We start from the raw sequence: 20,005 nt of genomic DNA, 5'->3' as shown, positions 1-20,005 counted from the left end.
CGCGCGGTGGCGCGCCGCTTCGCCCACGCACCGAGGAGACGTTCCGGATGACCGCCTACCGCACCGCCACCGCGGCCGCTGTCGCCCTGGCGGCTCCGCTGCTGCTCACGACGTGGGCGGCGGGGACCGCGTCGGCGCACGGCGCGCCGACGTCCCCGGTCAGCCGGGTGTACGCGTGCTCGCCCGAGGGCGGCAGCCAGAACCGGACGGCGGCCTGCCGGGCGGCGATCGCCGCGAACGGCTCGCCCTTCACGGCGTGGGACAACCTGCGGGTGGGCGGGGTGGGCGGCCGGGACCGCTCGGTGATCCCGGACGGAAAGCTGTGCAGCGGCGGTCTGCCCGCCTACAAGGGCCTCGACCTGGCCCGCTCCGACTTCCCGGCCACGCGTCTGACGCCCGGCGCGGCCATGACCATGAAGTACAGCTCGACGATCGCGCACACGGGGACGTTCAAGCTCTATCTGACCAAGCAGGGCTACAGCCCGACGCGGTCGCTGAAGTGGTCCGACCTGCCGGAAAAGCCGTTCGCCACGGTCACCGATCCCGCCCTGGTCGGCGGCGCCTACCGGATCAACGCGACGCTGCCGTCCGACCGCACCGGCCGCCAGATGCTGTTCACGATCTGGCAGAACTCCAGTACGACGGACACCTATTACTCGTGCTCGGACGTGGTGTTCTCCGGCGGGAGCGGGACGTCGAAGCCGGCCCGAACCGCCGGGACCTCGGGGACCGCCGGGAGTGGTTCCACCGGCAAGAGCGCCAAGGAGTCCCCCAAGGCGACCCGGCCGGCCTCCACCGCACCCAGCCCCACGGCCCCGTCGCCGTCCGCCGACTCGCCTTCTCCTGAGGCCGGTTCGGCGGCCGCGCAGGCGGGCACCGATCGTCTGGCGCCCGCCGCCGAGAGCACCACGGGCGGCGGCCCCGCGCTCCCCCTGGTCGCCGGAGGAGCCGGTGCGGCCCTGCTGCTCACTGCCGGCGTCGCGGTCGTGCTGCGACGCCGACAGTGAACCGGGCTCCCGCGGGGGCTAGTTGACGAACACCGCCGGGCTGTCCGCCTGGCTGGTGTCGGTCACGGGGGCGTACTTCGCGGTGAAGAAGCCGTTCGCGAAGCACAGCGACGAGCCGGAGAACTTGGTGAACTGCTGGCTGGTGAAGCTGAGGCTGTTGTCGGAGTTGTCCGTCGTTCCGGTGAGGCTCGCCGCCCGGTAGACGCAGGTCAGCGTGCCCAGCAGGGAGCGCAGCTTGACCGTGGTCTGGATGGTGGAGCCGGCGGCCGGGGTGACCGTGACGCTTCCGTCGGAGCCCACCGCGGTGCTGTAGGGCAGGTTGTCGACCGTGATGCTGGTGACGCCGAGGACGCCGACGACGTTGCTGCTGCACGAACTGGCGCCGAAGGTGTGGCCGGTGAGGGTTTCGGTGGCCGTGCCGGGGGACGCCGGGTTGTCGGCGGCGGTCGCGGTGAAGGTCGACGCGGAACAGGAGACGCCGCTCGTTCCGGTGCTGCTGGAGTAGAGCGTGGCGTTGGTGCCGCTCGCCAGCGAGGCGGTGAGGACGTCGCCGACGGCGACGGGGGTTCCTCCGGCGCTGCCGGTGGTGAGCACCGCGATGTCGTCCGCGGAGGCGGGGACGACGGCGGACGCCGAGAGGGCCGCGACGGCGCCGGCGAGGGCGAGCAGGGATCGAGTACGCATGGGGGGGGTGCCTCTTCTCCGATGGGGGTGTGGGTGCCTGACCGCGCCGGGGCGCGGGGGTGCGGGTCGAGAAGGTGGCGCGGGTGTGCGGGGTCGAACGGGCCGCGCGCGACGACGGGCCGGAATACCGGGGCCCGCCCGCGGGAGTGGTGCGGTGATGGACCGCCGCCGGTCCGTGACGCCTTCTCCGTGCGTCACGGGCCGGCGGCGACAGCCGGGCGACCGGTACGGCCCTCGGGGGAAGGTGACCGCGCCGGTGCCACGGATTCGGGGATCGGCCGAGGGGCATGCCTTGTTCGGCGTACGCGTCAGGGCCGCTCCGGAACACGCCATGACCGCCCCGCAGAGCGGGGTCCGGGAGGTGACGGGCGCGTCGGCGGACGGATCCGGCGCCACGGATCCGGGAAACAGGGAGAGTTGTAGACCTGATGAAGGGTCAACGTCAAGGCATTGAAAGGAAGTTGGAGGTCAGCGCGGCTCTCCGGCCGACGCGTGTTCACAGGTGAGGCACAACGGGCACGGGTTTCCCACACGTGCCTTGACCGTGCGTGTAACCCCCGGTAACTTCCTCGAAGGCTACTGCCGCGTAACGAGAAAGCCCTTGCAACCGCCGGGAGGCGCGAGGAGGCGTACGCGGCAGCCGCTGTCCGCGCCAGGACAACGCGCCACTGAGCCCAACCCGCATCGATACCAGCATCGAACGTGCCCAGGGAGCAGACATGGCTTCGTCCTCGGACGCCACGGCGTCCAACGGTTCCACGCCCGAGACCCCGGAAAGCGGTTCAGCCGCCGGACAGGACCGACGCGGGCGGGTCCGGCTGCGCCGCGCCGCCGTGATGGCGATACCCGCCACCGCGGTCGCCGCGGGGCTGATGATCGCGACGGCGCAGGGTGCCCTCGGTGTCCAGTTCGCCATCTCCGGCATGCCGTTCACGGTCACCGCGACCGAGCTGAACGGTACCGGCTTCGAGCAGTTCGGCGGCCTCGACAACATGGCCGAGGACAGCCCGAACGCCGGCGACACGGGCGGCCAGGTCCTCATCGTCACCTCGGCGATCAAGAACGCGACCCTGGACCACCTGTGCCAGAGCGTCGACCTGGGGGGCACGAACCTGCTCATCACGGCCGGCAGCGGGGCGGACAAGGTCCAGGCGACCAACCTGACCACCGACTCCACGGAACTGTCCGGCAACGCCTCCTTCAACAACATCGAGATCGGCAACGACGCCAGCACGCTCGACAAGGCCGGGGTCCAGGGCCCCAAGGGCGTGTTCAGCCAGCAGGCCGACACCGTGCGCATCGCGAACCTGCGCCAGACCAACTACGCGACGACGGCGGCGGTGTTCAAGCTCCCGGGCCTCAAGCTCCGCTTCAGCGACCAAGGCTGCTGATGAGCACCGAAGCGCGGACGGACGACTCCCGGGACCTGAGGGGCTCCTTCCGGCGGTGGCGCGCGAACCGCCCCTTCTGGGGCGGGCTGCTGCTCACCCTGGCGGGGGCGGAGATCCTGCTCACCGAGAAGGCGTCGCTGAAGGTCGTCCTGCACATCGGGATGCAGGGCCTCGCGGGCTACCTGCTGCCCACCGTGATGCTGCTGTGCGGCCTGCTGATCCTCTTCAACCCGGCCCAGCGCCTGTTCTACTCCCTGCTGGGCATCCTGATGTCGCTCGGCACCTGGGTCACCTCCAACCTCGGCGGCTTCTTCATCGGCCTGCTCCTCGGGGCCGTCGGAAGCTGCCTCGCCTTCGGCTGGCTCCCCGACCAGAAGCCGCGCAGGCGGCTGCTGCGCCGCGAGCACGCCTGAGGCGGGCGGCCCGGCGGGATCCGGACCCCCACTGGCTTGCCCGCACGCACGGGGAAGACGTAATTGCCTGTACGCGCAGGGAAGTTGACACCGTACGCATCCGGCACCGGCGTATACGGACGGCCCCGCGCCGTCGCGTAGCGTGACGCACCGTATGCGCATCGGGGTTCGACTGCCTGGAGGTTCCTGATGGGAAATCCACGTCCTTTGGTGATCGACGTGACCGGAGGCGACATCCACGAGGAGGCCGCCCGGATCCGCGAGAGCGGGCCACTGGCCAGGGTGGAGCTTCCCGGGGGCGTCGAGGCCTGGGCGGTGAGCGGTCCCGAACTCCTGAAGCGGCTGCTCACCGATCCCCGGGTGTCCAAGGACGCGCGGCGGCACTGGCCCCTGCTGGCGAACGGCACGATCACGCCCGAGTGGCCGCTGTTCGCCTGGGTGGCCGTGCAGAACATGTTCACCGCGTACGGCGGTGACCACCGGCGCCTGCGCACGCTGGTCTCCAAGGCGTTCACCGCCCGCCGGACGGCCGCGCTCCAGCCGCGCGTCGAGGAGATCACCCGGCAGCTTCTGGACCGCGTGGCGCAGGCCGGACACGGCTCCCGGGTCGTCGACCTGCGCGAGGAGTTCTGCTATCCGCTGCCGATCCAGGTGATCAGCGAACTGTTCGGACTGCCCGAGGAGCGGGGCCCCGAGCTGCGCGAGCTGGTGGACCGCATGTTCGACACCTCCGCCGACCCGGGCGAGATGACGGCCGCCTACGGCCGGTTGTTCGTCGTCCTGGGCGAACTCGTCGCCGCCAAACGGGAGTCACCCGGCGACGACCTGACCTCAGGGCTCATCGCGGCCCGCGACGACGAGCACGGCGGTGCGCTCAGCGAACAGGAACTGCTGGACACCCTGATCCTCATGGTCAGCGCCGGTCACGAGACGACGGTCAACCTCATCGACAACGCCGTGCACGCCCTGCTCACCCGTCCCGAGCAGCTCGCGCACGTCCGGGAGGGCCGCGCCGACTGGGACGACGTGGTCGAGGAGACCCTGCGGGCGGACGCGCCGGTCGCGAGTCTGCCGCTGCGGTACGCCGTCGAGGACATCCCCCTGTCCGAACTCGGCGGCCCCGAGGGGACCGTGATCGCCGGGGGCGAGGCGATCCTCGCGGCCTACGCCGCCGCCGGACGTGATCCCGAGCGCCACGGCAAGGACGCCGATCAGTTCGACGTCACCCGCGCCGACAAGGAGCACCTCGCCTTCGGCCACGGTGTGCACCGCTGCCTGGGAGCGCCGCTGGGCCGCCTGGAGGCCCGGATCGCCCTTCCGGCCCTGTTCGGCCGCTTCCCGGACCTCCGGCTCGCCGTCCCGGAGGAGGAGCTGAGGCCGGTCGGCTCCTTCATCTCCAACGGCCACCGCTCACTGCCGGTCCGTCTTTCCTAGGGCGCTTTCCCAGGTCGGTTTCCTGGGTTCCGAGTTCCTGGGGTCGGGTTCCCTCCCGGGGTCGGGTTCCTGGGGTCAGGCCCCAGGGTCCTGCACCTGATGTCCGGCCTCACCGGGACCGGGTCATTCCCCGCGCCACCAGGCCGCCGCCCGCACCCAGGCGCTCCGCGGGCGGCCGGCCTCCGGGGTCCAGGGCTCGAACGCGGGCGGCGGGAAGGGTTCGGTCGACGACCGCTCCGGGCCGTCGACGCGTCCGCCCCCGGGCCGTCCGTATTCGGGCCGTCCGTCCCCGGGCGGTCCGTACTCGGGCCGCCGGTACTCGGAGCGTTCGACGGCCGGGGCGGGCGGGAAGCTCACCGGCAGGGCGGCGAGCGCGCGGTGGAACGGGCCCGGACGCCATCGGAGCTCCTCCACGGGAACCGTCAGCTCGATGTCGGGGATCCGGTCCAGGAGTTTCTCCACCGCGACGGACGCGATCAGTCGCGCCGGCCCCTGCGCGGGACACGTGTGCGGACCGGCGCTCCACGCCAAGTGCGCCCGGTTGCCGGTGCGCTGACGGCTCATCAGCGCAGGGTCGGTGTTCGCGGCCGCGAGGCTCACCACCAGCGGATCGCCCGCGCGCAGGGGCGTGCCCTCGTACACGACGTCGTACCGCGGATAGTGCACGGCGTAGTTCGCGATCGGCGGGTCGGTCCAGAGCACCTCGTCGAGGGCGTCCTCCACCGGCAGGCTCCCGCCGGACAGGTCGCCCGCGAAACGGTCGTCGGACAGCAGCAGGCGCAGGCCGTTCGCGATCAGGTTCTGCTGCGGTTCGGTGCCTGCCCCCATCAGCACGGCGAGGGTGTGGATCAGCTCCTCGTCGGTCAGCGCGGCCGGGTGTTCCATCAGCCAGGAGGTCAGATCAGGGGCCGGTCGGCGCCGCTTGAGCGCGACCAGGTCGAGCAGAGTGGCGATGAGCAGTTCGTACGCCTGCTCGGCGTCCACCCCGTCGAACATCCCGGACATGCCCTCGACGAGCCGGACGCCGTGCCCGGTGGGGCAGCCGAAGAGATGGTTGAAGACGAGCAGGGGCAGGACCTGTGCGTACTCGCCGAGCAGATCCGCCGTGCCGAGCGGCGCGAACCGGTCGATGAGGGTGTCGGCGCTGCGTTCGGCATAGCCGCGCAGCGCCCCGGACTCGACGCGGGCGAGGGTGTCGGTGATGGCGCCCCGCAGCCGGGCGTGCTCCTCGCCGTCGGTGAACAGGGCGCTGGGCCGGTACGTCATCATCGGGAGGACCGGGCTGTCCGCCGGGACGGTGCCGTCGGCGAGGTCCTTCCAGTGCCGCGGGTCCTTGGCGAAGGTCTCCGGGCTGCGCAGGACGTGCAGCGCGGCGTCGTACCCGGTGACAAGGGTGGCCCGGACGCCGGGGGCGAGTTCGACGGGCGCGGTCGGTCCCGACTCCCGCAGCAGTCGGTAGACCGCCGTCGGATCGGCCGCGAACTCCGGCCCGTACAGGGACTGACGGGCCGGGCAGCCGGGGGGAGGTACGGCGTTCACGCGTTCTCCAGTTCGCCGGTGCGGGCCAGCAGATGAGTGACGAGGGCGATCAGGGTCTCGGTGGCGGAGACCCGGTCGCGGGCGTCGCAGCGCAGCAGCGGGGTGGAGGGCAACAGGTCGAGGGCCTCGCGCACCTCGTCGAGACCGTACGCGGGCCTGTTGTCGAAGTCGTTCAGGGCCACGGCGTAAGGGAGCCCCAACTCCTCCAGCAGGCCCATGACTTCGAAGGACCGGTCCAGGTGGCGGGTGTCGGCGAGAACGAGCGCTCCGAGCGCTCCGCGCGTCAGGTCCCGCCAGAGTCCGGTGAAGCGCCGCTGTCCCGGGGCGCCGAACAGGTAGAGAACCAGGGTGTCGTTGAGGGTGACGCGGCCGAAGTCGAGGGCGACCGTGGTGGTGGTCTTGTCCCGTGATCCCGTCAAGTCGTCTACGAGAGAACCTGCTTGGGTCATGACCTCCTCGGTGCGCAGCGGGCGTATTTCGGAGAGCGCGCCGACGAACGTGGTCTTGCCGACCGCGAAGTGGCCCACGACCAGCAGCTTCACGGCGGTCCGCACGCCCTCGGGCAGATACGCGGTCTCAGAGGCGGGAGCGCAGTCCATCGAGCACCTCCTTGAGGATGCGGGTGTCGGACGGCGGCCCGGCGGAGGGGATCGGCGCGCGGGTGACGAGGTGACCGCTGTCCATCAGGTCGGCGACCAGCACTTTGGTGACACTGACGGGCAGCTCCAGATGGCCCGCCACCTCGGCCAGCGACAGGGCCCCGGGCCGGCACAGCTCCATCAGCCGCCGCGCCTCGGGGCTCAGCCCGGTGAGCGGCGGGCCGGCGGCGGCGATCAGCAGCGTGACGAGGTCGAGGGTGTTGCGTGAGGGCTGCGAGCGGCCGCCGGTGACGACGTACGACCGCACCAGCCGTTCCCCGGGACGACGTCCGGGCGGTGTCATGCCGGGCTGCCGGTGTCCCTGCGGGCGGGGCTGGTCAGCTCCTTGCCGAGCCGGTCGACCATCTTGTGCATGCGGTAGCTGACCGCCTCCATGTCGACGTTCTCGGTCGTGGACACCGCGAGGTGGGTGCCCTCGCCCGCGGCTACGAGGAAGACGTATCCGTGCGCGAACTCGATCAGGGTCTGCCGCCAGGGCGTTTCCGGGCTGCCGCAGAACTCGGCGGTGCTGCGGCTGATCGACTGCACGCCGGACAGGCCGGCGGCCAGCCGCTCGGCGTCGTCCCGGCCGATGTCCGCGGAGTGGGCGCGGAGCATGCCGTCGGTGGACAGCAGGATCGCGTGCCGGGCTTCCGGCACCTTCAGGACCTCGTCGAGCATCCACCCCAGCTCGTTGGTCATGGACGCGGTCATCCCTGTGTGCTCCCTTCGATCGAGCGCGGTGTTCCGTACGGGGTCGTCTCGGGGGTCTCGGGGGTCTCGGGGGCGTGCGGCGGTTGCGGGACGGCCGGGGTGCCGGTGGTGTCCTGCTCCGCGCGGCCGAAGCGGGTGCCGCGGGCGAACGCCCCCATGCGCCGGGCGTTCTCCTCGGCCGACCGTGCGCTGACGTCCTCGGCGGGCACGGTGGGCGCGGGGGGCACGGTGGCGGACTGTCCCGCGAGGCCCGGCGGCCCCGGGACCCGGCGCCGCCGTTTCGGCAGGCCACCGGCCGTCGTCGTCTCGACGGGCTCGGCCGCCCGCCGGGTGGGAAGCACCGGCGGCGCGCCCGTCGGCCTTCCGGCCGTCGGTGAGGACCCGGCCCACGGGGGCACCGCCACGGCCGGGGCCGGATGCGTGAGCAGCGTCGTGGGCAGGAAGACCACCGCTCGCACCCCGCCGTACGGGGACCGGGTGTCCACCGAGACGCTGAATCCGTACCGTGCGGCGAGTACGCCGATGACGGCGAAGCCGAACTGCGGAGGGTCGTCGAGCCGGGTCACGTCCACCAGGTCGCGGCCGCTCAGCAGCCCGGCCGCGCGCTCGACCGCCCCGCCGTCCATGCCGACACCGGCGTCGTCGACGACCACGCAGGCGCCGTTGTGCGCCGACTGGACGGTGACCTCGACGGTGGTGTCGGGCTGTGAGTGGCGTGCCGCGTTGTCCAGCAGTTCGGCGACGGCGAGGACGACCGGTTCGACGGCGCGGCTCTCGACGGCGACGTCGACCTGTCCGTTGACGCGGACGCGCCGGTAGTCACGGACGCGGGAGGTCGCGCCCCGCACCACCTCGATCAGCTCGGAGGTACCGCGCTGCCGTCCGGGCCAGGAGCCGCACAGGACGGCGATGGCCTGGGCGCGACGGCCGAACTGGGCGTTGGTGTGGTCGATCTCGAGCAGGTCGCGCAGGACGTCGGGGTGATCGTGCCGGTCCTGCATCTCGGCGATGGACACCTGCTGCTCGTTGGCGAGGGCCTGGATCGAGCGCATCGACGCCTTGAGCGCGGACTTCGCGGACCGGTCGGCCCGCGCCTGTGCGTGTCCCACCGCCTCCGAGAAGCGTTCGAGGACGCCGTCGAGGTGCTTCGCGAAGTCCGTGCCGGCCAGGCGGGCGTCGAGCAGAGCGGTGGGCGGGGCGCCCGGGGTGACGTGCTGGTGCGGGGTGTCCTCCAGCGTGGGCAGGCGGATCTCGGCCAGGTGGCGCAGCTCCTCGTCGCGGGCGCGCAGGTCCTCCGTGAGATCGTCGGTCCGGCGGCGCTGCCGCGAGCTGATCCCGCGCTGGCGCAGCAGCAGCACGGTGACGGCGAGGAGTCCGGCCGCCAGGCACCAGGACGCGGCCTCCGGTATCCGTTCGGTCATGGTCCTCAAGTCCTCTTATGCGGAAACGCATTGCTGGGGCACGAGCTGGAACAGTGAGGGGTGGGGCGCGAGTTGACGGGGCGCATGACGGTAGCCGCGTGTCGGCGTTCACGCTTTCTCCTGCGCGCAGGGAAGTTGCCGCCATGCGCACCGGCTGTGTGCACTAGGCTGACACCGCGTAACTGCCCTCACCCGCACGGGAGTCGATGGTGGCCTTGCCCTCGGGGAACTACCTGGTGGAAACCCGGTCGACGGGTGCGGTGGAATCGTCGGAGCGGACCGACTTCTGGAGCGAGCACATCGGGTCGTACCAGTCCCGGATGGGCTACCGGTACAGCCGCACCGACGACTTCCGCGGCGAGACGGTCCGTCAGCGCACCGAGGCGTATCAGCTCGTCAGGTTCCGGTCGGACGAGATCGAGTACAGCAGGACCGCGGGGCAGATCCGTGAGGATCCCGACGGGGACTACCGGTTACTGCTGCCGCTGACCGGGCAGATCGTCCTGCGCCAGGACGGTCACGAGGCACGGCTGACGCCGGGGACGGGCACCATCGTGTCGTTCGGGTCGCCGTTCCAGTGTGTCCAGGACGCCGCCACGCAGGCGTTCGTCCTCACGATCCCGGCCCGCGAGCTGGACGGCCCGCTGAGCCGCAAGTCGCCGCTGGCCACCGGCCTCGACCTGAGCAGGGGCCTCGGCCGTGTCGTCCGCTCGATGCTCGACGGTCTGTACGCCGAGCGCGACGATCTCACCGAGGCCCAGTTCAACGCCGTGTCCGACCGGGTGGTGGAACTCCTGTGCATGCTCACCACCGGTGACGACCGCCCCGACGGCGCCCGTCACCTGTCCGACGTGGAGACGGTGGTGCGCCGCCACGTCCGCGAGAACGCCGCCGACCCCGCCCTCACCGGTACGTCCATGGCCCGCGCGCTCGGCTGGTCGCTGCGCCAGATCCAGCTCGCCCTTCAGCACGCGGGCACCACCCCCCGCGACCTGATCCGCGAGGAGCGGCTGCGGCTGGTCCGCGAACGGCTCCGGTGCGGCGACTGCGAGCGTCTCACGATCACCGATCTGGCCTACGCCTCGGGATTCTCGTCGGCGAGCGCGCTGAGCACCGCCTTCCGGCAGCGCTTCGGGGTGAGCCCGCGCGAGATGCGCAACGGTGTCCGCGGGACGTGACCGCGCACCCCGGCCCCTCCTCCGTACGCCCCCTCGTATGCGCCCGCCCGTCCCCCCTTCCGCCTCCGCCCTCGACCGCCCGCCGTCGGCTGTCCCGTGGGCATCGGGACGGCACCACGGCCGGCACCTCATCGGCGCGCGCCGCGACCGATCACCGCCTGGGACAATCGGTACCGGACGGGATCTCGGTCGGAGACGGGCTGCTGCCCCGGGAGTGGAGATGGATCTGCGGCAGATGGAGGTCGTGGTCGCGGTGGCCGAGGAGGGCGGTTTCACCGCCGCGGCCCAGCGGCTGCACGTGGTGCAGTCCGCCGTGTCGAGCGCCGTCCTCGCGCTGGAACGGGAGCTGGGCACCCCTCTGTTCGACCGCACCACGCACCGGGTGGTCCTGACCCCGGCGGGCGAGGCCTTCGTCCCGGCGGCGCGCGCCGCTCTGCGGGCGGCGGAACAGGCGCGGGCGACCGTCGACCTGGTCCGGGGGCAGCTGCGGGGACGGGTCACCATCGGCACGGCGCAGGGTGTCTGGGCCGACCTGCACCGGCCGCTGGCCGCGCTGCGGGCCGAGCATCCGGGCGTGGTGGTGCGGTTGCGGCAGGGGTCCATGACCGACATCCGGCACGGGCTGCGCGAGGGCAGCGTCGACCTGGCCGTGGTCGCGCTCGACCGGCAGCGGCAGCGCGGCCTGGTGACCCGGCTGCTGTCGTACGAGGAGATGGTGCTGGTGTCCGCCCCGTCACGCCCGCTCGCCGGAGCCGGCCCGGACGGCACCGTCACCCTCGCCGAGGCGGCCCGGCTGCCACTGGTGGACTTCGCGCCGGGCTCGGCGATCCGCCTCTGCGTGGACCGGGCGTTCCGTGCCGCCGGTGTGGAACGGGAGGCGGTCTTCGAGGTCGACGACATCGTGGCCGCGGCCGAACTCGTCCGCGGCGACCTGGGCGTCTGTGTCATGCCCGCCTCGATCGCGGGACGGTTCCCGGGCCTGGGCACCCACGCGTTCGCCCGGCACGCCCCGCACTGGAAGATCATGATGGTGCACCCCCGTGGCGATCCCCCTCCCGCGGTCCGCGCGCTCCTGCGCCACCTGACCTGAGGACGGGCCCGGCCGCGCGTGAGCCGCCGGCCCGTTCAGGTGGATGCCGCGGGACGGGTGGGCGGCTGGGGGGTCAGCCGGTCCAGGCCCCTGCGGTCGTAGTAGCGGGTCATCGCGAAGCCGAAGACGAGGGCGAGCACGGCGCCGACGGTGATCATGAGCCAGGCGCGGCCGAGCCCGGCGTCGGCCCGCGCGTCGAAGAAGAGGATGGCGCGCACCCCGTCGCTGAGCTGGCGCATGGGTTCGAAGACGGACAGGAACCGGTAGAAGCCGGGAACCGCCTGGAGCGGGACGGTGGCGCCCGAGGACGGCAGGCCCAGCACGATGAACACGAACATGGACACGAGCTGCCCGATCCCGCCGAACGCCGCGTTGATCGCCTGGACGCCCAGTCCGACGGCGAGGCTCGCGCAGTAGGAGTAGATCCACAGCAACGGCAGGTGGGTGGCGTCCATGCCCAGGATCGCGACGGTGGCCAGCATGACCAGGGAGACCGTGAGCACGGTGATCCCGGCGGTCATGGCCATCTTCAGGAGCAGGGTCTGGGTGCGGCTGATCGGCACGGTCGGACGGCGGGTGTGCCAGGGGCCGATCTCGTTGTCGGCGTAGCCGAGGGCCGTGTCGACGCCGGTGCTGATGAGGTTGCCGCCGAGGAAGCCGGCCAGCACCAGGAGCAGGGTGTAGTAGAACGCGCTCAGCCCGAGGCCGCTGTGCGTGCCGATGGGGTGCCCGATGCGGGTGACGACCTGGACGGGGTCGGCGAGGAGCAGCCGTGTCGTGGCGTCCGCCTGCGCGGTCACCGGGGAGGCCGTCAGCTGCTTGCCGATGGCCGTGGAGGTCTGCTGGGCGGCCGCCGTGGTGATCCGGCTCGCGAGGGACGAACCGAGACTGCCCGTACCGGGGTTGGTCAGCACCGTCATCGTGGGCCGGACCGTGGCGTTCGCCGTGGTCAGCGCGGTCAGTGAGTCGGTGAAGTTCCGGGGGACGACGAGAGCGCCGTAGATCTTGCCGGAGGCGAGTTCGTCCTCGGCCTGAGCGCGGGTGAGCCTGCGCCAGCGCGCGGTGCCGGAGGTGTCGCTCGCGACGACGGCCGCGGTGACCTGGGTTCCCACGTTCTGCCGCTGCCCCGGAGGCGGTTTGCCGGTGTCCTCGTTGACCAGGCCGATCGGCAGGTGACGCAGGTGCCCGTTGGGGTTGACGATGCCGCCCATGTACAGCAGCGACAGCAGCAGCGCGAGCAGCCCCGTCAGCACGGTGGGCACCAGCCACAGCTTCGGGTGGCGCAGGAGCGTGGCGGCACGCGCCTGGACGGGGGCGCCTGCGGGGGCGGCCGCGCCGTCGTCCGTACCGTCGCGGCCGCCGGGGCGGGTGACGGCACCGTCGTCCGCGCCCGCGGTGCCCGTGGGGTCCTCGGCGCCGTCGTCCGTGGGGTGATTGCTGTCGGCGTCCATGGTTCTCCGTAGGTTCCGGGGCGGCACGGGAGCGGCGATGGGCGCGCGGCCCCCGGGCCGGGGAGTCCAGGGCCGCGCGTCAGGTCAGGATCGGGGGTGCGCGGGTGCCTCGGACGGCGACTCGCCGACTCCCCGGGCACGGACGTCCGTCACCGGGTTCGGCCGGACTCACGCCACCTGGATCCACCGGGCATCCGGCACCGGGGTCGACACCTCCGCCACCGCGGTCGGCAGAACGCCCGAAACCGACGCCCACCAGGCATCCGTCACCGCGGACGACACCTCGACCACCGGGACCCGCGAGGCATCCGGCACCGGGCACGACGCCTGGACCACCGGGGCCCGCAGGGCATCCGCCACCGGGGTCGACACCTCCGCCACCGCGGTCGGCAGAACGCCCGAAACCAGCGTCCGCCAGGCATCCGTCACCGGAGACGACACCTCGACCACCGGGACCCGCGAGGCATCCGGCACCGGGCACGACGCCTGGACCACCGGGGCCCGCAGGGCATCCGCCACCGGGGTCGACACCTCCGCCACCGCGGTCGGCAGAACGCCCGAAACCAGCGTCCGCCAGGCATCCGTCACCGGAGACGACACCTCGACCGCCAGGGACCGCAGGGCATCCGGCACCGGGGTCGGCGCCTCGGCCGTGGCGCGCTCCCGCGCCGTTCCCCTCCATTGCCGGACGCCGTGTCGCTCACGCGCTGGTCCCCCTTCCACTCCCGGACACCGTGGCTTCACACCGGGCGGGCACGTTTCCCCCGTCCCCGTTGCTTCGCCTCGGATCCGTCCGTCCGTACCCGGGCGTGACGCGGAAGGACGACGTGCGCCGTGTCCCTGCCTCCGCTCGACAGCCTCCCCGCCACCACGCCCACAGCGGCACCTTCGCCCACCCGCACCACCACCCCCGCGGGCGGCGACGTGTCCTGCCCCGCCCACCCCGCATCGGCGCACTCCCCGTCGACGCAGTCGCCTCCGGCCACCTGCCCGCCGACAACCACCTGCTCCCCTCCCGCTGCCGCCCGCCTCACGTCCCTCTCGCGCCTCACCCGCCTGGTGGTGACGCTGTTCCCCCTGCTGTTGATCGGAACGTGGGCGGCGCTGGACCGGAGCGCCGTGCTCGACGGCGTGGCCCGGCTGGGTGACGCCGATCCCTGGTGGCTGCTGGCCGGGTTCCTCTTCACCCTGCTGGGCTGGGTCGTCGCCGCGTGCGTCCGGCAGGGCGCCCTGCCGGAACGGCTGCCGCCCGGCCTGCTGCTGGCGTCGCAGTTGGCCGCCGGCGCCGCCAACCACGTGCTGCCGGCGAGCATCGGCGCCCACGCGGTCACCCTGCGCTTCCTGCGGGGCAGAGGCATACCCCTGGCTCGCGCGACCGCCTCGCTCGCCCTGTATTCGCTGGTCAAGCCGGTGGCGAGGATTCCGGTGCTCATCGTCTTCCTGATCGCCGTCGGAGACACCCTGCGGTTCGGCGCGCTCGCCCCGGACCGCTCGACGCTGCTGGCGGCGGCAGGAAGCGCGGTGCTGGGTCTCACCACCGTCTGCCTGCTCGTGACGACGGTCCGTCCGCTGCGCCGCCCGGCCGTCGACTTCGTTCGCACCGCGCTGACCGATGTACGGATCCTGCACACCCGGCCCAGCCGCGTGCTCGCCCTCTGGGGCGGTTCGGCCGTCGCCCCGGTACTCCAGGGGAGCACGATCGCGGCGGTCGGCTTCGCGCTCGGGCTGCCGCTGTCGTGGGCTCAGGTGGTGTTCGCGCTGCTGATCGCGAGTACCGCCGTCGGCGCCGTACCCGCACCGGGCGGAATCGGCCCCGTGGACGCGGCCATGGTCTTCACGATGGTCTCGCTGGGCGCCCCGACGGGCCTGTCGACGGCCACCGTCATCGGCTACCGCGTCCTGACGGTCTGGATCCCGCTGCTCCCGGGCACGCTGATCCTGTCGGCCCTGGTGCACCGCAAGGTGCTGTGAACGGCGAAGGGACGGCACACGCGCCGGTCCTGACAGGGCAACAGCCGCCGCAGCCCAGTGCGGTGAGACAACTCATGGGCAGAACAAGCCACTTCGCGCCTTACTCGATTGCGCCTGCAACGCGCGAAACGAGAGGATGTTCGACGCACCGAGAGGCGTGCGGGGCACACGGGAACCGTTCCGCACGCACGGACGTCATGACTATCGAACAAGTGAACTGTCATGACATACGCGGATGACCGACACGGGGGCGGGTGGATGAAGTTCGACATGGGGTCGTCGACCCTGGCGGATCTCGGCAAGAGCACGGTCGGTTCGACGGAGGACCTGGGCACGCTGATCCAGTGGCTGGTCCAGGCGGCGGAACCGCTGGAGGGGAAGTTCAACGGGTCGGGCAAGGCCGCGTTCGACTCCTTCAAGGCACACGCGGACGAGATCACGAGCGCGTTGAACGGGTCGCTGGGCGCGATTCTGGGCGGCCAGGGCGGTATGGACACCGCGTTCGGCTCCGGCGATCTGGAGCAGGAGGACAACGCCCGTCAGAACATGGGCCAGTCCAACTTCGACGCCGCCCGCTTCGGCGCTCGCTGAGCAGACACAGGGGGAACGTGACGATGGGTCAGAACCAGGACCGGCGCTCGTACGACACCGGCGCCTCCACCGAGGTGCAGGGGAGCCTGCAGGGCGTCATCGGCCAGCTGGAGCGCGTCCTCGGCGACCGCGACCGCGCGGTGCAGGCCGCGATGGCCGACTTCACCGCCGACGGTGTCGCCGACGAGTACCACGGCAAGGAAATCCGCTGGAACCGCGCCGCGAACGAGGTCCGCGACATCATCCGCCTCGTACGCACCACGCTCGAACAGAACGACGGCACCGCCCAGTCGACCATGGCCAAGGCACGGGCGGCCGTCGACAACATCGGCTGACCGGCGCCGGAGTAAGCAGGAACGTTTCCACGGGGGTTTGGCATGTCGGGGTGGGACATCTCGTCGTCCGGCGTCGAGTTCGTGACCTCGCTGGTCGCGGACGCGATGGACGACGTGACCAAGGACGTCAAGGCGTACGGGACGGATGTGGAGAGCGCGGCCACCTCCGCCGGCACCGTCAGCGGACCGTACTGCGGAGCCGTTCCCACCGGCGCGATCGGCGCGGCGTTGGCCGTCTTCGTCGAGAAGACCGCGGGTGACGTCCTGTTCCTCGGCGCGCGGGCGGCGAAGTCGGTGAACGGGGCACGAGAGGCGACCGCGTACTACCTGGCCGGAGATCTTGAAATGGCCGGCCAGGCCGAGCACAAGGCGCTGGGCGCACCGAGGATCGATCTGCCGGGCCAGGACGGCAAGGGCAAGGACGGCGGCGACAAGTGATCGAGCCCTCGGCCATACCCCAGTTCACCGGCGACTTCGATCAGTTGGACAAGGACACGTCCGGTCTGCGCAGCGACGCCATCGGGATCCGCAACGGTGGCATGGACGTGCACTCCCGCTTCCAGATGCTGGAGGCCTTCTACACCGCGCCGGAGGCCGACGACCTGTTCGCCACCACACGGCCGGTGATGGACAAGGCCGACACCTTCGCCGCCCAGTTGGAGACGGTCGCGGACGCGCTGGACACGTACTCCGTCGAGGCCCGGCCGATCGCCGAGAAGCTCGCTCGGCTCAAGACGGACGCCTTCGCGTTCGTCGAGAGTGTCGAAGGCGACGACGACTGGACGTACGACGGGGACAAGATCCACCGTCACCAGGAGCTCATGGACGGTGTCGCCGCGGCCGAGAGCGCCTTCCGGGAGGCCGAGCGCCGGGCCGCCGGCAAGATCTCGGCCCTTGTCGGCGGCCCGGAGTTCGTGGTCGACGACGGCCACCACACCGTCGACAAGAAGACAGTGATGTACGGCTACGACCTGGACGTCCTCAAACACGCCGAGAAGACGCCCTGGGGCACTCCGGAAAGCGAGTCCCACCACGCGTGGGAGGTGGGCTACTGGGCCAAGAGCTTCGTCTGGGACGGCCTCGTCGTCGACAACATCTGGGGCGGCATCAAGGGACTCGGCACCCTGGTCGGCTGGAACGGCTCGGACGCGGCCGGGGACGCCTGGGGGCATCTGGGGGATGTCGTCAGCGGGATCGGCCAGTACACGGCCACCCCCTACGACGCGCTCATGGACTGGGCGATCGGCCCGGACAAGGAGAGCGCCACCGAGGTCCGGCAGAAGAAGGCCGCCAAGGACTTCGCCAAGTCTCTGGTCGCCTGGGACATGTGGAGCGAGAACCCGGCCCGTGCCGCGGCGACGGTCGTCTTCAACGGTCTCACCCTCGGCTCCGGCCCCCTGGCCGTCGCGTCCAAGGGCGGCGAGGCCGGCGCGGTCGCCAAGAGCGCCGGCGTGGCCGCCAAGGTCGGCCAGTACATCGACCCGGTCGTCATCGGCCTCAAAGCGACGGGCAAGGCGGTCGGCGCACTGCCCAAGCTCTCCGACCTCACCGCCGGAATCCGCGGCGGCATCGGCGCCTCGGTGGACGCCCAGCGGGTCCACAGTGTCATCGAACTCGGTGACGGCTCCAAAGTCGTGATCGAGGACGGCAGGTTCATCCCCGTCGACAGGCACGGCGACGTCATCGGGGACACACCACGCCGGGAAGCGTCCGCGGACGCGCGGTCCACGCCGGAGGAGTCGCCCGCGCAGCCGCGGGAGCCCGCCACGGTCGGCGCATCCTCACACACGCCCGGGACCACGGCTCACGCGGGGGAAGCGTCCGGCGGCCGCGGAGCCACGCATCCCGTCGGTCCCCGGACCTCCGGGTCCGGCACCGGGCCGACCGGCAGCGGCCATGCCGGCACGGGAGCGGGGGCTCACGGAGGCGACGGCCTGGACGACCTGGGGCGGAGCGGCGACGACGCCATGGGCGACGGAACGGACGGTGTGAGCGGGCGGGACAGGGACACCCCCGGTCAGCACACGGACGTCGAACGCCCCGGCTTCATGCGTGAGGGACCCAATCCCTACGGGCCTCGCGGATCACTCTCGCTGGAGCAGATCGAGAAGATCCAGGTCTACCGCGCCAACCACGAGCCCGGTTATCGGGATCAGTACTATCGCAAGGACGGCACCCGCAGGCTCCTGGAGCGTTACGACGAGAGCGGCTACACCCCACCGCAACTCACTCGGCCCTCCGAGAATGTGCCCTGGACGCGCGCCAAGGACGCGCCGGCGCCGCCCGCGCCGCACTTCCTCGACGACGACTTCATCTCCGTGAGGGCCGACTCCGTCACGTCCAAGGCCAGGCGCCATGCTCTGGAAATGGCCGCGCGTACGCGCCATCTCGCCATCAAGTGGGACAACCTCGTCTCGGACTGGAAGGCGGATACGGGCAAGGCTCACGAACTCCACGGCACGATCGATACGGCTGCGCAGTGGGGCGAGGCCCGAGGCGCGTACAAGGAATCCCACACCCTGATGGGAGAAAAGGCTGAGGACTTCGGTGAGGCGGCGGCCAGATATCACTACATGGCCGAGAGCCACCCGGGCTTCACTGATGAGCCCCTCCTCGGCCCGAAGAGTGGGAACGACCAGTTCGACCAGGTCTGGACGCATGAGGACGGCCGTGTGGTCGTCATCGAGGCCAAGAGCAGCCCCACCACCGAACTGGGCAGACGTACCCTTCCGAACGGTCGCCAGGTATCCCAGGGAAGCAGGGAATACTTCTACGACATCATCGATGCCATGGAGAAACGCGGCGAGTTCGATCTGGCGGAAACCCTCGACAAGGCGCTCAGCGAGGGGAAGCTAGAATACGTAGTCGTCAAGGGCGAGAAGAACGCGGGTACATACACCGGATACAAGTATCGCCGTTTCGACATCAGCAAGGGGACCCTTCCGTGACCGTACGAATCGACCGGCACGGACTGCCGTCAGGACCCGAGGCCGAGCAGTACGCGGAACGGCTCAGCCGTCACCTCGGCGGGAAGATCGATCGGCTCGAGGAGTCCGCGTCCACGATCGACGGAACGTTCAACACGTCGATCCTGAACCTGCGAGCCCGCTGTGTCATCGACCCGCGGGCAGCGGCGGTGGAGACATGGGAGGCTGCGGTCGCGGCGATGCAGCTGGGTTCTGCGCTGTTTGTCGTGACCGGTGTGAGCGACGGCACCGTCGAGTGCCGCATCGACCGCAAGATGCGCAGCTTGCGTGCTGTCGGCCCCCTCTCCACCGCTGATGCGGGCACCTGGCTGCAGGCGTTCTGGCTGGCTGTCATCTGCCGCGAACAGGACCGTATGACGCAGCTCTGCGAGATTCCGCTGGAGCGCCTGCGCGCGCCGGAGGGGCAGTACGACGAGTACGTCTACCACTGGGTCGACACACTGCAGACGTACTGGCTGCGGCGACCGGGACTGGTGGAGAAGCTCACCGCCGCGTTCGAGGCGTCGGATCCCGCGGTGGCGCGGATCGCTCCCCGGGATCTGCTGCAGGGAATCCTCTATCCGCCGATCAACCTCTTCTACCACTTCGTCCGCAGGGACGAGGAGGGCTTCGGCCCCGCTCTCGCCGAGGCACTCAAACTGCACCGCGCCTACTGGACCTTGAACGAGGAACGGTCGGCAGACATCGACGGCAGCATCGCCCTGGGGCCGCTGGCCCTTGCGTGCCTGGCCCGCGACGGGGGCATTCCTATCGAGGTCGAGTCCGACTATCTGCCCAAACACCTCCTCCAGCACGGATGGCTCGGCGAGTTCCCCACTTGAGAACCGTCCCCCTGAGAACCGGAACGGACAACGCATACCTGTGACAGCCCAGGACTACGACAGCCAATTGCTGGAGTCGGTGTCGGTTCGGCGTCGGCGGCTGAGGGATGCCGTCCTGTTCGGAACGCAGCGGCAACGGCGTTCGGTGGACGAGCGGTTGGGCAAGGCGTTCGCTGGGATCGTTGTCGCGGCGGTGCTGTGCGCCGGATGCGTGGGCTGGTCGTTCGTTTCGCACCGGGTCATCGGGAAAAGCCCGTACGGCACCTCTGTGCCCTCTTCCTCGCCTTCCGAGGCGCATTCGCCGTCTTCCACCCGATAACTCGATGATAGGTTCGAACGC

At 71.2% G+C, this 20,005-nt stretch carries 21 protein-coding genes; 13 read left to right on the top strand and 8 right to left on the bottom strand.

Annotated elements, in window-relative coordinates:
- The first annotated feature begins 47 nt into the window (after positions 1 to 47).
- Positions 48 to 1,007: a lytic polysaccharide monooxygenase auxiliary activity family 9 protein gene (locus OG485_RS32240; RefSeq protein WP_328672095.1), complete on the top strand. Its 960-nt coding sequence runs from the start codon at positions 48 to 50 to the stop codon at positions 1,005 to 1,007.
- Between the two features lie 18 nt (positions 1,008 to 1,025).
- On the opposite strand, the gene OG485_RS32235 is transcribed toward OG485_RS32240, so the two are convergent.
- Positions 1,026 to 1,691, bottom strand: a complete 666-nt coding sequence (locus OG485_RS32235) for a Tat pathway signal sequence domain protein (RefSeq protein ID WP_326784921.1) — start codon at positions 1,689 to 1,691, stop codon at positions 1,026 to 1,028.
- A gap of 719 nt (positions 1,692 to 2,410) precedes the next feature.
- Between OG485_RS32235 and OG485_RS32230 the strand changes: the two genes are divergently transcribed.
- The 3 genes from OG485_RS32230 to OG485_RS32220 all read left to right on the top strand — a co-directional run bounded on the left by OG485_RS32230 (position 2,411) and on the right by OG485_RS32220 (position 4,929).
- Positions 2,411 to 3,082 (top strand): DUF6230 family protein, encoded by a 672-nt coding sequence (locus OG485_RS32230; RefSeq protein WP_326784922.1) that lies wholly within the window; start codon positions 2,411 to 2,413, stop codon positions 3,080 to 3,082.
- The gene (locus tag OG485_RS32225; RefSeq protein WP_328672094.1) at positions 3,082 to 3,495 is read left to right on the top strand and encodes a DUF6114 domain-containing protein; all 414 of its coding nucleotides are present in this window, start codon (positions 3,082 to 3,084) and stop codon (positions 3,493 to 3,495) included. Before OG485_RS32230 ends, OG485_RS32225 begins: the two co-directional genes overlap by 1 nt.
- Positions 3,496 to 3,684: 189 nt before the next feature.
- Positions 3,685 to 4,929, top strand: a complete 1,245-nt coding sequence (locus OG485_RS32220) for a cytochrome P450 family protein (RefSeq protein WP_328672093.1) — start codon at positions 3,685 to 3,687, stop codon at positions 4,927 to 4,929.
- Positions 4,930 to 5,052: 123 nt separating this feature from the next.
- Here OG485_RS32220 and OG485_RS32215 read toward each other — a convergent pair whose 3' ends face one another.
- From OG485_RS32215 to OG485_RS32195, 5 genes are read right to left on the bottom strand one after another with little or no spacing between them, the layout of a single operon-like run.
- Positions 5,053 to 6,468: a cytochrome P450 gene (locus OG485_RS32215; RefSeq protein ID WP_328672092.1), complete on the bottom strand. Its 1,416-nt coding sequence runs from the start codon at positions 6,466 to 6,468 to the stop codon at positions 5,053 to 5,055.
- Positions 6,465 to 7,067, bottom strand: a complete 603-nt coding sequence (locus OG485_RS32210) for a GTP-binding protein (RefSeq protein ID WP_328672091.1) — start codon at positions 7,065 to 7,067, stop codon at positions 6,465 to 6,467. The genes OG485_RS32215 and OG485_RS32210 overlap by 4 nt, the downstream gene beginning before the upstream one ends.
- Complete coding sequence (locus OG485_RS32205; RefSeq protein ID WP_328672090.1) at positions 7,045 to 7,410, bottom strand: DUF742 domain-containing protein; 366 nt, start codon at positions 7,408 to 7,410, stop codon at positions 7,045 to 7,047. Before OG485_RS32205 ends, OG485_RS32210 begins: the two co-directional genes overlap by 23 nt.
- Complete coding sequence (locus OG485_RS32200; RefSeq protein WP_328672089.1) at positions 7,407 to 7,820, bottom strand: roadblock/LC7 domain-containing protein; 414 nt, start codon at positions 7,818 to 7,820, stop codon at positions 7,407 to 7,409. Before OG485_RS32200 ends, OG485_RS32205 begins: the two co-directional genes overlap by 4 nt.
- Entirely contained in the window at positions 7,817 to 9,241 is a 1,425-nt protein-coding gene (locus OG485_RS32195) for an ATP-binding protein (RefSeq protein ID WP_328672088.1), read from the bottom strand. The genes OG485_RS32200 and OG485_RS32195 overlap by 4 nt, the downstream gene beginning before the upstream one ends.
- 206 nt (positions 9,242 to 9,447) lie before the next feature.
- Between OG485_RS32195 and OG485_RS32190 the strand changes: the two genes are divergently transcribed.
- On the top strand, positions 9,448 to 10,419 hold the full coding sequence (locus tag OG485_RS32190; protein WP_328672087.1) for an AraC family transcriptional regulator: 972 nt from the start codon (positions 9,448 to 9,450) through the stop codon (positions 10,417 to 10,419).
- A gap of 220 nt (positions 10,420 to 10,639) precedes the next feature.
- Complete coding sequence (locus tag OG485_RS32185; protein ID WP_328672086.1) at positions 10,640 to 11,509, top strand: LysR family transcriptional regulator; 870 nt, start codon at positions 10,640 to 10,642, stop codon at positions 11,507 to 11,509.
- Between the two features lie 35 nt (positions 11,510 to 11,544).
- On the opposite strand, the gene OG485_RS32180 is transcribed toward OG485_RS32185, so the two are convergent.
- The gene (locus OG485_RS32180) at positions 11,545 to 12,960 is read right to left on the bottom strand and encodes a YhgE/Pip domain-containing protein (protein WP_328672085.1); all 1,416 of its coding nucleotides are present in this window, start codon (positions 12,958 to 12,960) and stop codon (positions 11,545 to 11,547) included.
- A 168-nt stretch (positions 12,961 to 13,128) separates the two neighbouring features.
- Positions 13,129 to 13,548: a hypothetical protein gene (locus tag OG485_RS32175; protein WP_328672084.1), complete on the bottom strand. Its 420-nt coding sequence runs from the start codon at positions 13,546 to 13,548 to the stop codon at positions 13,129 to 13,131.
- A gap of 246 nt (positions 13,549 to 13,794) precedes the next feature.
- On the opposite strand from OG485_RS32175, the gene OG485_RS32170 reads away from it, so the two are divergent.
- From OG485_RS32170 to OG485_RS32140, 7 genes are all read left to right on the top strand, one after another.
- A complete protein-coding gene (locus OG485_RS32170) occupies positions 13,795 to 14,931 on the top strand; it encodes a lysylphosphatidylglycerol synthase transmembrane domain-containing protein (protein ID WP_328672083.1) in 1,137 nt (378 codons plus the stop codon).
- A 258-nt stretch (positions 14,932 to 15,189) separates the two neighbouring features.
- Positions 15,190 to 15,522 carry a hypothetical protein gene (locus OG485_RS32165; RefSeq protein WP_328672082.1) on the top strand — a complete coding sequence of 111 codons (333 nt, stop codon included), beginning with the start codon at positions 15,190 to 15,192 and terminating at the stop codon, positions 15,520 to 15,522.
- 23 nt (positions 15,523 to 15,545) lie between these two features.
- Positions 15,546 to 15,857 (top strand): pore-forming ESAT-6 family protein, encoded by a 312-nt coding sequence (locus tag OG485_RS32160; protein ID WP_326784935.1) that lies wholly within the window; start codon positions 15,546 to 15,548, stop codon positions 15,855 to 15,857.
- A gap of 42 nt (positions 15,858 to 15,899) precedes the next feature.
- Positions 15,900 to 16,295 carry a DUF6507 family protein gene (locus tag OG485_RS32155; RefSeq protein WP_328446977.1) on the top strand — a complete coding sequence of 132 codons (396 nt, stop codon included), beginning with the start codon at positions 15,900 to 15,902 and terminating at the stop codon, positions 16,293 to 16,295.
- Complete coding sequence (locus tag OG485_RS32150; RefSeq protein ID WP_328672081.1) at positions 16,292 to 18,805, top strand: hypothetical protein; 2,514 nt, start codon at positions 16,292 to 16,294, stop codon at positions 18,803 to 18,805. Before OG485_RS32155 ends, OG485_RS32150 begins: the two co-directional genes overlap by 4 nt.
- Complete coding sequence (locus OG485_RS32145; RefSeq protein ID WP_328672080.1) at positions 18,802 to 19,665, top strand: immunity 49 family protein; 864 nt, start codon at positions 18,802 to 18,804, stop codon at positions 19,663 to 19,665. Before OG485_RS32150 ends, OG485_RS32145 begins: the two co-directional genes overlap by 4 nt.
- A gap of 40 nt (positions 19,666 to 19,705) precedes the next feature.
- Entirely contained in the window at positions 19,706 to 19,984 is a 279-nt protein-coding gene (locus tag OG485_RS32140) for a hypothetical protein (RefSeq protein WP_326784939.1), read from the top strand.
- The last annotated feature ends 21 nt before the right edge of the window (positions 19,985 to 20,005 follow it).

The organism is Streptomyces sp. NBC_00328 (assembly GCF_036139655.1).
Lineage (GTDB): Bacteria > Actinomycetota > Actinomycetes > Streptomycetales > Streptomycetaceae > Streptomyces.
Note: the sequence above shows the minus strand (reverse complement) of the source record. Positions and strands in the feature narration are given on the sequence as shown.

Bases quoted from the DNA above. Each gene is read 5' to 3' on its own strand.
- OG485_RS32160 (WP_326784935.1), top strand. From the start codon at position 15,546: ATGGGTCAGAACCAGGACCGGCGCTCGTACGACACCGGCGCCTCCACC.
- OG485_RS32210 (WP_328672091.1), bottom strand. From the start codon at position 7,067: ATGGACTGCGCTCCCGCCTCTGAGACCGCGTATCTGCCCGAGGGCGTG.
- OG485_RS32240 (WP_328672095.1), top strand. From the start codon at position 48: ATGACCGCCTACCGCACCGCCACCGCGGCCGCTGTCGCCCTGGCGGCT.
- OG485_RS32180 (WP_328672085.1), bottom strand. From the start codon at position 12,960: ATGGACGCCGACAGCAATCACCCCACGGACGACGGCGCCGAGGACCCC.
- OG485_RS32205 (WP_328672090.1), bottom strand. From the start codon at position 7,410: ATGACACCGCCCGGACGTCGTCCCGGGGAACGGCTGGTGCGGTCGTAC.
- OG485_RS32230 (WP_326784922.1), top strand. From the start codon at position 2,411: ATGGCTTCGTCCTCGGACGCCACGGCGTCCAACGGTTCCACGCCCGAG.
- OG485_RS32220 (WP_328672093.1), top strand. From the start codon at position 3,685: ATGGGAAATCCACGTCCTTTGGTGATCGACGTGACCGGAGGCGACATC.
- OG485_RS32190 (WP_328672087.1), top strand. From the start codon at position 9,448: ATGGTGGCCTTGCCCTCGGGGAACTACCTGGTGGAAACCCGGTCGACG.
- OG485_RS32225 (WP_328672094.1), top strand. From the start codon at position 3,082: ATGAGCACCGAAGCGCGGACGGACGACTCCCGGGACCTGAGGGGCTCC.
- OG485_RS32165 (WP_328672082.1), top strand. From the start codon at position 15,190: ATGAAGTTCGACATGGGGTCGTCGACCCTGGCGGATCTCGGCAAGAGC.
- OG485_RS32200 (WP_328672089.1), bottom strand. From the start codon at position 7,820: ATGACCGCGTCCATGACCAACGAGCTGGGGTGGATGCTCGACGAGGTC.
- OG485_RS32195 (WP_328672088.1), bottom strand. From the start codon at position 9,241: ATGACCGAACGGATACCGGAGGCCGCGTCCTGGTGCCTGGCGGCCGGA.
- OG485_RS32235 (WP_326784921.1), bottom strand. From the start codon at position 1,691: ATGCGTACTCGATCCCTGCTCGCCCTCGCCGGCGCCGTCGCGGCCCTC.
- OG485_RS32185 (WP_328672086.1), top strand. From the start codon at position 10,640: ATGGATCTGCGGCAGATGGAGGTCGTGGTCGCGGTGGCCGAGGAGGGC.
- OG485_RS32155 (WP_328446977.1), top strand. From the start codon at position 15,900: ATGTCGGGGTGGGACATCTCGTCGTCCGGCGTCGAGTTCGTGACCTCG.